This is a genomic window from Halorussus salilacus, assembly GCF_024138125.1.
In the GTDB taxonomy this organism is placed as follows: Archaea; Halobacteriota; Halobacteria; order Halobacteriales; family Haladaptataceae; genus Halorussus; species Halorussus salilacus.
Window position 1 is genome coordinate 291,376 of record NZ_CP099994.1, and the last position, 11,962, is coordinate 303,337.

Consider the following 11,962-nt stretch of genomic DNA (forward strand, 5'->3'; position numbering starts at 1 on the left):
CTATTCGGTCGGTCGCCGTCGGGGGCGCTCGACGGCGTGTCGTTACGGAGCGAGTTCCGAGTTCAACGACGGATTTCGCCCGAGACGAACGAGTGTCTCGTATCGGACGACCGTCTCATCCACTATGAACGATTCCCGCGCGCGGATGGCCGCTCGCGGCCATCCGCGCGCGTCGGTCCGTCGCCGGATGCGGCACGGCTTCACTCGTACCTGAGCGCGTCGATGGGGTCGGTCTTCGAGGCGTCCCACGCCGGATAGAGTCCGGCGAGGACCCCCACCACGATTCCCACCAGCACCGCGGCACCGAACCAGATCGGCTGGAACGCCAGCGGGAGTCCGATGGCTTCCGCGCCGAGGTACCCGCCGAGCAGGCCGACGGTCGCACCGAGCGCGGAGCCGAGAACCCCGAGCATCACCGCCTCCAGCAGGAACAGCTGGAGCACGTCGCGGCTCTGGGCCCCGACGGCCTTCATGATGCCTATCTCGCGGGTGCGCTCGGTCACGCTCACCAGCATGATGTTGGCGATGCCGATGGAGCCGACGATGAGCGAGATGACCGCGATGCCCGTGATGTAGGCGGTGAACGTGTTGGTGAGCTGTTTGACCTGATTGACGATCTGGTCCTGCGTGGTGACCTTGAACTCGTAGTTCTGGGGCTTGTGACTCCGGGCGTCCGAGTCCCGCCCGAGGTAGTTGTACACCTGCCCCTGGACCGCGTCGACCTGTCCGGGCGACCGGGCGGTGACGAGAATCCGGCCGTACACCTGCTGGCGGGCGTTGACCGCGGGACTGTACACCGTCCGCTGGTAGTAGGGCTCGGTCGGCGCGTAGACGCGCGGCTGGGGACCCTGCTCGAACCCGAGGACGCTTCCCGACCCCTCGCCCTCGACGATGCCGACGACCGTCGCGTTGAGTTGCTCGCCGTTGACCGCGCGCGTGAACGTGATGTTATCGCCCACCGAGACGTTGCCGCCGCTGAACATTCGGGCGGCGGGGCGGTTCAACACCACCTCCTCTCGTCCCTGTTCGAACGGACCGCCCGCGACGAACGAGAGGTCCCGAACCCGGAAGTAGTCGGGCGAGGTCACGGTGACGAACTGGCGCGCGACCGACGAATTGTTGTAATTCACCGACGAGGCGGCGATGCCGCTCTCGGGCACCGCGTACCGGACCCCTTCGAGCTGGCGCATCTGGTTCACGTCGTGTTGGGTGAACACCGCCTGCTCGCTACTGCCCAGCGACGGCACCTGACTGTCACTCGGCGACTGAGCGGTCACGTACATGGTCGCGGCGTTGCCCCCGGCGACGGTACTGATGATGTCCTGCTGGAGGCTCGCTCCGAGTGTGACGAAGGTGATGACCGCCGCGACGCCGATGATGACCCCCAGCGTGGTCAGCGTCGAGCGGAGCTTGTGCTCGCGGATGTTCCGCCAGCTAATCCGAACGCTCTCGAAGATGTTCATCGTGTTTCCCCCGGTTTCGTGGTCGCATGGTCCCCCGTACGCCGGGTTACAGGTACAGCGACAAAAACCCGGTAGCCGAAACGCGCCGTTACTTCGCGTTACCCCGGGGAAAACGCCCGCTCGCCGCGGGCTCTCGCACTCGGAACGGTCACGGCTCCGCCGTGGCCCCGAAGCTACAACCGCCTCCGCGACGTATCCCTCCCGCCATGGACAGAACGAACCCCGCCACGGGCGAGTCGCTCGACCCCGTTCCCGACGACTCCGAGGAGGACGTGGACGCCGCGCTCGACCGGGCGGTCGAGACGTTCGAGGAGTGGAAGGACGTTCCCATCCGGAAGCGACAGGAACTCATCGCAAACGCGGGCGAGGTACTCCGGGAGAACGACGACGAGTACGCCGAACTGATGACCCGCGAGATGGGCAAGCCAATCGCGTCGTCGTACGCCGAGGTCGAGAAGTGCGCGTGGGTCTGCGACTACTACGCCGAGCGCGCTGCCGAGCACCTGCAGGACGAGCGAATCGGGGGCGAGAGCCACGCCGAGACGTACGTCACCTACGAACCGCTCGGGCCCATTCTCGCGGTGATGCCGTGGAACTTCCCGTTCTGGCAGGTGTTCAGGTTCGCCGCCCCGCACGTCACCGCGGGCAACGTCGGCCTGCTCAAGCACGCCTCGAACGTACCGGGGTGCGCGCAGGCGATTCAGGAGGTCTTCGAGGAGGCCGGATTCCCCGAGGGGGCCTTCCAGTCGCTCGTCGTCGGCTCCGACCGGGCCGAGGAAGTCATCGAGGACGACCGCGTGGTCGCGGTGACCCTGACCGGCAGCGAGGCCGCGGGCCGGTCGGTGGCCGAGACCGCCGGACGGAACCTCGAGAAGTCGGTGCTCGAACTCGGTGGGTCGGACCCCTTCGTCGTGCTCGACGACGCCGACCTCGATTCGGCCGCCGAGACGGGCGCGCTCGCCCGGACCATCAACTCCGGCCAGTCGTGCATCGCCGCCAAGCGGTTCGTGGTCCACGCAAGCGTCTACGACGAGTTCGTCGAGAAGTTCGTCGCCGAGATGGACGCGCTGGCGGTCGGCGACCCGACCGACGAGGACACCGACTTCGGCCCGCAGGCCCGCGAGGACCTGCTGGAGGACGTTCACGAGCAGGTGCAGGACACCCTCGACGCGGGCGCGACCCTCGAACTCGGGGGCGAGCCGATGGACCGAGAGGGGTTCTGGTACCCGCCGACCGTGCTGACCGACGTGCCCCGCGACTCGCGGGCCGCCACCGAGGAGGTGTTCGGCCCCGCGGCCGCCGTCTTCGAGGTCGAAGACGACGAGGAGGCGGTCGAAGTCGCCAACGACCACCACCTCGGTCTCGGTGCGTCGGTCTGGACCGACGACCTCGACCGCGGCGAGCGCCTCGCCCACCGCCTCGACGCCGGGATGACCTTCGTCAATCAGCTCACCAAGTCCGACCCGCGGCTCCCCTTCGGCGGGGTGAAGGACTCGGGCTACGGTCGAGAACTGTCGAGGCACGGCATCCGGGAGTTCGTGAACAGGAAGACCGTCTGGGTTCAGGCGGCGGGCGCGAGCGAGGACGACGTCGACGTGGTGACCGAGTGATGGTGGTGACCGAGTGATGGTGGTGACCGAGTGACGGCCGATTCCGACGACCCGTCGGAATCGGCCGAGTCGGAAGGGCCGGGCGAGGAGTAGTTCCGCGACAGGAAAACCCTATACCTCTCGATTACCCAAAAGAAGTATGGATTCCGAGCGGCCGAGGCTCGTCGAGACGCTCGACACCCTCGACGATCTGGGGGTTGCGGGCGAGCCGGTCACGGCCGACGAACTCGCCGACGAACTCGGCTGTTCCCGGGAAGCGGCAGCCGAACGACTCGACGAACTGGTCGAGTGGGGCGACCTAGAGGCCAAGTCGGTCGGCGAGGACGGGCGGGTGTGGTGGCGGTCGACCGACGCCACCGGCCTCGACCGGGCGCGGTTCCGCTCGCTCGTCCAGACGGTCGACGAGTACGCCATCTTCATGCTCGACACCGAGGGGGACGTGGTGACGTGGAACCCGGGCGCGAACCGCATCAAGGGGTACGACGCCGACGAGATAATCGGTCGCCACTTCTCGACCTTCTACATCGACGAGGCCGTCGAATCCGGCGTCCCAGACCGGAACCTCCGGGTCGCCGCCGAGCGGGGGTCGGTCGAGGACGAGGGCTGGCGGGTCCGGAAGGACGGGACGCGGTTCTGGGCCAACGTCGTCATCACCGCTATCCGGGACGACGACGGCACGCTCCGGGGGTTCGCGAAGGTCACGCGCGACATGACCGACAGACGCGAGCGCGAGGAGCAGCTCCGGCGCGAGCGCGACCAGACCGAACAGCTACTCGAGACCTCGCCGGTCGCCATCTCGGTCCGGGACGCCGAGGGCGACGTGGTGCTGGCGAACGAGCAGACTCAGGACCTCCTCGACACCTCCGAGTCCGACCTCCGGGACGGCACGCGGCCGAGCGGCGAGGTGGACATCTACGACTCCGCGGGCGAACCGGTCGCCGCCGACGACCTGCCCGCCGTCGACGTTGTCGAGACCGGCGACCCCGTCTACGACAGGGAACTCCTCGTCGAGAAGTCCGACGGCGAGCGCAGGTGGTACTCGGTGAACGCCGCGCCCGTGTTCGGTCCCGACGGCGACCTCGAACGGGTCATCACCGCGGGCGAGGACGTCACCGAGATCAAGCGACGCGAGCGCGAACTCGAGACCGAACTGGGCGGGATATTCGGTCGAATCTCGGACGCCTTCTACGCGCTCGACGAGGAGTACCGGTTCACGCACGTCAACGAGCGCGCCGAGGAACTGCTCCAGCACTCCGAGGAGGAGCTCCTCGACGCGAAGCTCTGGGACGTGTTCCCGGGGGCGGCCGAGATAGACGCGGTCCGGGACAGCTTCGAGACCGCGATGGAGACCCAAGAGCCGACCAGCTACGAACTCTACTTCGACGAACTCGGCTTCTGGGTCGAGGCCAACGTCTACCCCTCCGAGACCGGCGTGTCGGTCTACTTCCGCGACGTGTCCGACCGGATCGCGCGCGAGCGGGAACTCCGCGAGTCCGAGCGGCGCTACCGGACGCTCGCCGAACACTTCCCGAACGGACTGGTGACGCTGTTCGACGCCGACCTCCGGTACAAGCTCGCGGCGGGCCAGGCGTTCGAGAGACTCGACGTGACTCCCGAGAGCCTCGAAGGCCGGACGCCCACCGAGGCGTGGGGCGAGGAGGTGGGCGAATCGCTCGAAGCCCTGTGCAGTAGCGCGCTCGACGGCGACCACGAATCGGTCGAGGTCTCGTACGCGGGCCGTCAGTGGGTCGTCCACGCGGTCCCGATAACCGACGCCGACGGGACCGTCTTCGCCGGACTGACCATGGCCCAGGACATCACCGAGCGCAAGGAGCGCGAACAGCGACTGGAGCGGTTCGCCAGCGTCATCTCCCACGGCCTCCGGAACCCGCTGGAGATCGCCCAGATATACCTCAACATGGCGCGCGAGGAGGGCGACGCCGACGACTTCGAGCAGGTCGAGGACGCTCTCGACAGGATGGAGACCATCATCCAGAACCTCCTGACGACCACTGTCGGCGGGCAGACGGTGACCGACCCCGACGCAATCGGCCTGTCGTCGGTCAGCGAGCGCGCGTGGCAGACCGTCGAGACGGGCGACGCGACGCTTCGGACCGACGGCGACCTCGGGGAGATACTCGCCGACGCGGAGCAGTTGCAGTCGGCGCTGGAGAGCCTGTTTCGCAACTCGGTCGAACACGGCGGGGACGGCGTCGAGGTACGCGTCGGACGCCTCGACGGGGGGTTCTACGTCGAGGACGACGGGCCGGGAATTCCGCCCGAGCGCCGGGAGGAGGTGTTCGAGTACGGCTACACCTCCGCGAGCGGGACCGGAATCGGACTCGCAGTGGTCCGGGACATCGTCGCGGCCCACGGCTGGGAGATAGCCGCGACCGACGCGGCCGACGGGGGTGCTCGCTTCGAGGTTCGAGGCGTCGAGGGGGCGTCCGACGCCGACTCGTCGGCGTCGGACGCCTAGAGGTTCGCGCTACCCGAGACCACACGCGCTACGCTCACGTCCGGCCCGATGCGTTCTCGGCAGGTCCTGTCTAGTGATGGTAATATCACATCTTGGCAATAATTGTTATCAGAGACGGTGTGTTCCTGAGTCCCATGCCGGGGGAACGACAGGAGGGGGCGACCGGCGGGGAACAGGACGAACGACTCGACGACTCGGACGAACCGACCTTCGACTTCACGCGAAGGGGGGTGATGCGCGCCGGAGGCGGTCTCGCGGTCGCCGGATTCGTCGGCGATACGTGGTTCGAAGACGACGGGTTCGACCTCGAAGCCGCTCAGGAGGTCGAAATCTCCGCGCAGGGGCTGGAGTACTTCACCATCGAGCAGGCACGCGTGGTCCACGACCTGACGGGTCGCATCTACCCGTCCGACGACAACGGCCCGGGCGCGCCCGAGGCGGGCGTGGTCTACTTCGTCGACGAGCAGATGAACTCCGCGTGGGGCCGGGGCGACCGGTGGTACATGGACCCGCCGTTCGCGGGAAAGCAACCCACGCCGTCGTTCGAGGAGGAGGCTCAGGACCCTTCGGAGACCGACGTCGAGGTCTCGTTCGGGGACCAGGAACCCGCGGCGACGCAGGGCTGGCAGTACACGGCTACCCCCGAGACCGCGTGGAGCGACGGCATCGAGGCGGTCGAGGAGTACGCCCAGAGCGAGTACGACGACGCGTTCGTCGACCTCGACGGCGACCAGCAGGACGAAATCGTTCAGGCGCTTCAGGACGGCGAGGTGGACACGTTCGAGGACAAGGCCATCGACTCAGAGGGGTTCTTCCTGCTGGCGTACCAGAACACGCTGGAGGGGATGTTCGCCGACCCGATGTACGGGGGCAACCGCGAGATGATCGGGTGGCGGCTCAAGAACTTCCCCGGCACGCCCGGCGCGCTCGGGAGCTACCGCAACCAGATCGCCGAGGGCGAGTACATCGAGGTCGGCTCCGACGACTTCCGGAAGATGGCCGACGACGTGGAGTCGCTGGGCCTCAACGGAAACGGCGGGAGCGTGGACCTCGGTGGCGAGAACGAGACCGACAACACCACCGCGGGCAACAGTAGCGCCAGCGACAGTCGCGGCCACAGCCACGTCCACGCCGCCTCCGAGGGCGATTTCCCGAAGGTCGTGGACAAGGAGGCCGCCAGGGGGAACGCCGACGGCCGTGACGACGACGAGGACGAGGGGGGTGAGAGCTGATGGCGACCCAACTCGACCCGGTCGACGTGGTCACGGTCGGTGCGGGCTGGACCGGGGGTATCGTCGCCAAGGAACTCGCTCAGGAGGGCTACGACGTGGTGAGCCTCGAACGCGGCGGGGACGTCTCGACCGACGACTTCCTCACCGCCCACGACGAGCTGGGGTATGCCCTCCGATACAAGCTGATGCAGGACCTCTCGAAGGAGACCATCACGTTCCGGAACGGCACCGACCAGCCCGCCCTGCCGATGCGCCGATATGGCGCGTTCCTGCCCGGAACCGGCACCGGCGGCGCGGGCGTCCACTGGAACGGGGTGACGTGGCGGTTCCTGCCCTACGACTTCCAGATTCGGTCCCGGACCGTCGAACGGTACGGCGAGGACAAGATACCCGAGAACATGCAGTTGCAGGACTGGGGGCTCACCTACGAGGAGATGGAGCCGTACTACGACCAGTTCGAGTACACGGCGGGCATCTCCGGCACCGCCGGGAACATCGAGGGCGAGACCCAGGACGCGGGCAACCCCTACGAGGGACCGCGGGCGCGGGACTACCCGCTCCCCCCGATGCAGACGACGCCGCCGCTCGCGCGGTTCATGGACGCGGCCGACGAACTGGGGTACGAACCGTTCATGCAACCGTCGGCCAACCTCACCGAGGAGTACACCAACCCCGACGGCGTCCGAATGGGTCGCTGCGAGTACTGCGGCTACTGCGAGCGGTTCGGCTGTGAGTGGGGCGCGAAGTCCTCGCCAATCATCTCGGTGTTGCCCGCCGCCCGCGAGACGGGGAACTTCGAACTCCGGAACAACTCCCACGTAGTCGAGCTGCTCTACGACGCTGGGCGCCAGCGCGTGCAGGGCGTCAGGTACGTCGACAGAGAGACCAACGACGTGTACGTCCAACCGGCCGAGACCGTCGCGCTGACCGCCTACGTCCTCAACAACGTCCGTCTGCTGTTGCTGTCGGACATCGGCGAGTCCTACGACCCCGAGACGGGCGAGGGCGTGGTCGGGAAGAACTACTGCTACCAGAACTTCGGGGCGAGCGCGACGGGGTTCTTCGACGACGAGCGGTGGAACCTCTACATGGGCGCTGGCGCGCTCGGCGCGGCCATCGACGACTTCAACGGCGACAACTTCGACCACTCGGACCTCGACTTCATCCACGGCGGGAACGTCTCGATATCCCAGACCGGCCAGCGACCCATCGCCAACAACCCCACGCCGGGGGACACGCCGAGCTGGGGGTCGGAGTTCAAGGAGGCGAGTCTCGACGCCTACCACAGCACGCTGTCCATCTCGGCGCAGGGGTCGGTGATGCCGTTCCAGCGGAACTACCTCGACCTCGACCCGACCTACACCGACCAGTACGGCCAGCCGCTCCTGCGGATGACCTTCGACTGGCGCGAGCAGGACCGCAACCTCGTCGAGCACATCGGCCCGCAGTTGGAGGAGATAATGCAGGAGATGGGTGCCGACCGGGTCGACGCGAACACCTCGCTCGAAGGCAGCTTCGACATCACGCCGTACCAGTCGACCCACAACACCGGCGGGGCCATCATGGGCGACGACCCCGACGAGTCGGTCGTCAACACCTACCTGCAGGCGTGGGAGGCCGAGAACCTCTTCGTTCCGGGCGCGTCGGCGTTCCCGCACAACAGCGGCTACAACCCGACCGGGACCGTCGGCGCGCTCGCGTTCCGCGCGGCCGAGGGGATGTTGGAGTACCTCGACGACCCCCAGATGCTCGAAAGCCCGAACTGAAGTCGGGCCCGACGTGAAGTCGGCGGTCTTCGTCCGAGCGCGGCGCGGCCGCGCCGCGCTCGGACGTTCGCGCCGGTCCCCGGCAGTGGCCGCCGGGGACCGGCGGAGCCCTGCGAAGGTCCGCTGAGCCCTGCGAAGCTCTGCGGAGACCTGCGAAGCTTCCCGGAGACCCGCGTTCGCTTCGGTACCGTTTCGCACGGTCGGTCCGATACCGCTCTCGCGGTCACTCCAGCGCCACTTCCACGACCGCCATCTCGTCGCTCGACACCGCCTCCGAGAGGTCGGCCTCCAGTTCGCCCCAGTCGTCGGGTCGATACGCCTCGACCCCGAAGCTCTCGGCGAACGTCCGGAAGTCGGGGTTGGTGAACTCCGTGCCGAAGTGCTCGCCGCGGTGTTCGCGCTGTTCCCGGGTGATGAGGTTGTACTCGTCGTCGCGGAACAGGAGGACGGTGTAGCCGCACCCGAGGCGGGTCGCGGTCTCCATCTCGGCGGCGTTCATCATGAAGCCGCCGTCGCCGGTCACCGCGACCACGTTCGATTCGACCGCGAGGTCGGCCGCGAGGCCGCCCGGGACCGCGATGCCCATCGACGCCAGTCCGTTCGAGACGATGCAGGTGTTGGGTTCGTAGGTCCGGAAGTTCTGTGCGACCACCATCTTGTGGGTGCCCACGTCCGAGACCAGCACGTCGTCGTCTGCCATCGCGTCCCTGAGCACCGGGACGACCGTCCGGAGTTCGAAGGGGTCGCCCGCGTCCGGTTCGGGGGTCACGTCGGCGACGATGTGCTCGCGCAGGTCGTCGTACCAGTCGGTCTCGAAGTCGGCGTTCATCTCGCCACAGCAGTCGTTCAGCGCCCGAATCGCGGCCGCGATGTCGCTGACCACCTCTACCTCGGGGTTGTAGCGGGCGTACACCTCGGCGGGTTCGCTGTCGACGTGGACGATGGGCGTGTCGCCGTCGGGGCTCCAGTCGGCGGGGTCGTGCTCGGCGATGTCGTAGCCCACGGTTATCACGAGGTCGGCCGACTCGATGGCGTCGGAGGCCTCCTCGTGGTCGCCCGAGTCGAGGGTCAAAAGCGAGTGGTCGTCGTCGTCCGAGACCGCACCCTTCCCCATGTAGGTCGCCGCCACCGGGAGGTCGTAGGTCTCGACCAACGCCCGGAGTTCCTCGCTGGCGTCGGTCCGGACAGCGCCGTTGCCCGCGATGACGATGGGCCGGTCGGCGTCGGCGAGCAGGTCGCGCACCCGGTCTATCGAGGGCGCGTCCGGGTCGGGCCGCCGCACCCTGTCGCGGGCCGCCATCGGCCGGACCGAGCAGTCCTCGGACGCCACGTCCTCGGGGAGTTCGAGGTGGGTCGCACCCGGCTTCTCGTATTCGGCGACCTTGAACGCCTTCCGGACCGACTCGTGGACCACGTCGGGGTCGGAAATCTGGGCGTTCCACTTCGTGACTGGTCCGAACATGTCCACGACGTCGAGGGCCTGATGACTCTCCTTGTGGAGTCGCTCCAGTCCGCCCTGCCCGGTTATCGCCACGAGCGGCGCCTTGTCGAGGTCGCGTCGGCGACGCCTGTCAGCAGGTTCGTCGCGCCCGGCCCGAGCGTCGAGAGACAGACCCCGGCCTCCCCGGTCAGTCGGCCGTGAACGTCTGCCATGAACGCGGCCCCCTGCTCGTGGCGGGTCGGGACGAACGCAATCGCCGAGTCCCGGAGCGCGAACAGCAACGCTTCGGTCTCCTCGCCCGGAATCCCGAAGACGTACTCGACCCCCTCCCGTTCCATCGCTTCGACCAGAACCTCCGCGGTGTTCATGCGCCTAGGTCACAACGTCCACGTCCATAGCTTCGGGTGGCGACCTCCGGGTCCGCGTCGACCGCCCCCGCCCCCAACTTTTATATCAGATACGGAACAATCGTTGTACAGGTCGTATGGAGACCTCTCTCCTCCTCCGTTGACCGGGTACGCGTCCGCGGTCGCGAGTCGCCGGTGACTCCGTAGTCCTCGCGCTGTCGGCGTCGTTCGCTCTCCCAGCGCTCCGCCCGCGGGCGCGTCCGGTCCGGATTCGCCGTTTCCGTCGTTCGACGAGAGACAGCAGGGGTAGCGACGAGCGAACGCCACCACACCACAGTACACCATGCAAGCAAGACGTGCAGTCGTCGCGAAGCGCACCGACTCCCGGGCCGTCGATACCGACGAGGTCCGCAGACTGGCAGAGGCCGCCGGATACGAGGTCGTCGCCGAACTCACCCAGACCCGCGCGGAGGACTCCACTACCCAGTTCGGTCGCGGGAAGGTCGAGGAGCTGGTCGAGACCGTGGCCGAGACCGACGCGAGCGTCGTCGTGTTCGACAACGAACTCACGCCGACCCAGACCGTCGAACTCGCGGAGGCGTGTCCCGGCGAGACGACGGTCCTCGACCGGTACCGATTGGTCCTCGACATCTTCGAATCGGGTGCGGGGACCAAGCGGGCGGAGTTGCAGGTCCGACGCGAGCAGTTGCAGTGGGAACTCCCGAGAATTCGGGAGTGTTCCGACGAGCAGGCCATGAACCGATTCACCGAGTCGGGGACGCGCTACTACGACGTCCGCGACCGCATCGACGAACTCGACCGGAAGCTCGCCGACCTCGGCGAGCGGGCCCACCAGCGCCGCGAGCGCCGCCGCGAGGAGGGCTTCGAGTTCGTCGCGCTGGCGGGCTACACCAACGCCGGTAAGTCGACACTCCTCCATCGACTGGCCGACGACCTCGACTTCGAGGCCCGCGAGGCCGACCACGCCGACCTCGACGCGACCGCCGAGGTCGAAGACCGCCTGTTCAAGACGCTCGACACCACCACGCGCCGGGCGACCGTCCGCGGTCGGCGCGCGCTCGTCACCGACACCGTGGGGTTCGTCGACGACCTCCCCCACGACCTCGTCTCGTCGTTCCACGACACGCTCTCGGCGACCGAGTCCGCGGAGTGCGTCGTCCTCGTGGCCGACGCCAGCGACCCGCCCGCCGAACTCCGACGGAAACTACGGACCGGGTTCGACCTGCTCGAAGACGCCGAGGGCGAGGTCGTGGTCGCGCTGAACAAGGCCGACCTCGTCCCCGAGGGCGACCTCGCGGCGCGCCGCGAGGTCGCCGCCGACTTCGCCGCCGAGCCACTCGCCGTCAGCGCGACGGCGGGCACGAACCTCGACGCGCTCCGGGACCGGATCGCCGCGGCCCTGCCCGACCGCCGCGAGGCGACCCTCTCGGTCCCGAACGACGACGACGCGATGAGCCTCGTGTCGTGGCTCTACGACCGGGTGCGGGTCGAGGACGTGACCTACGCCGACGACGAGGTCCGGGTCGAGTTCGCGGGGACCCCCTCGATAGTCGAACGCGCGCGAGGACGGGCCGACCGACTGGTCTCCGAGTCGTGACGCGAT

6 protein-coding genes and 1 pseudogene are annotated in these 11,962 nt (G+C 68.0%); 5 read left to right on the top strand and 2 right to left on the bottom strand.

Annotated features, from left to right (window positions below; all coding sequences use genetic code 11):
* Positions 1–200 precede the first annotated feature (200 nt).
* A complete protein-coding gene (locus NGM10_RS16975; RefSeq protein WP_253484199.1) occupies positions 201–1,463 on the bottom strand; it encodes an ABC transporter permease in 1,263 nt (420 codons plus the stop codon).
* Positions 1,464–1,669: 206 nt separating this feature from the next.
* On the opposite strand from NGM10_RS16975, the gene NGM10_RS16980 reads away from it, so the two are divergent.
* The 4 genes from NGM10_RS16980 (at position 1,670) to NGM10_RS16995 (ending at position 8,550) form a co-directional block, all read left to right on the top strand.
* Positions 1,670–3,073: an NAD-dependent succinate-semialdehyde dehydrogenase gene (locus tag NGM10_RS16980; protein WP_253484201.1), complete on the top strand. Its 1,404-nt coding sequence runs from the start codon at positions 1,670–1,672 to the stop codon at positions 3,071–3,073.
* A 139-nt stretch (positions 3,074–3,212) separates the two neighbouring features.
* A complete protein-coding gene (locus tag NGM10_RS16985) occupies positions 3,213–5,552 on the top strand; it encodes a PAS domain-containing protein (protein ID WP_253484204.1) in 2,340 nt (779 codons plus the stop codon).
* Between the two features lie 134 nt (positions 5,553–5,686).
* Positions 5,687–6,784, top strand: coding sequence for a gluconate 2-dehydrogenase subunit 3 family protein (locus tag NGM10_RS16990; protein WP_253484207.1), 1,098 nt, complete (start codon positions 5,687–5,689; stop codon positions 6,782–6,784).
* Entirely contained in the window at positions 6,784–8,550 is a 1,767-nt protein-coding gene (locus tag NGM10_RS16995; protein ID WP_253484210.1) for a GMC family oxidoreductase, read from the top strand. The genes NGM10_RS16990 and NGM10_RS16995 overlap by 1 nt, the downstream gene beginning before the upstream one ends.
* 223 nt (positions 8,551–8,773) lie before the next feature.
* Here NGM10_RS16995 and NGM10_RS17000 read toward each other — a convergent pair.
* Positions 8,774–10,359: pseudogene (locus NGM10_RS17000) on the bottom strand (acetolactate synthase large subunit).
* A 322-nt stretch (positions 10,360–10,681) separates the two neighbouring features.
* Between NGM10_RS17000 and hflX the strand changes: the two are divergent.
* On the top strand, positions 10,682–11,956 hold the full coding sequence (gene hflX, locus NGM10_RS17005) for a GTPase HflX (protein ID WP_253484213.1): 1,275 nt from the start codon (positions 10,682–10,684) through the stop codon (positions 11,954–11,956).
* The last annotated feature ends 6 nt before the right edge of the window (positions 11,957–11,962 follow it).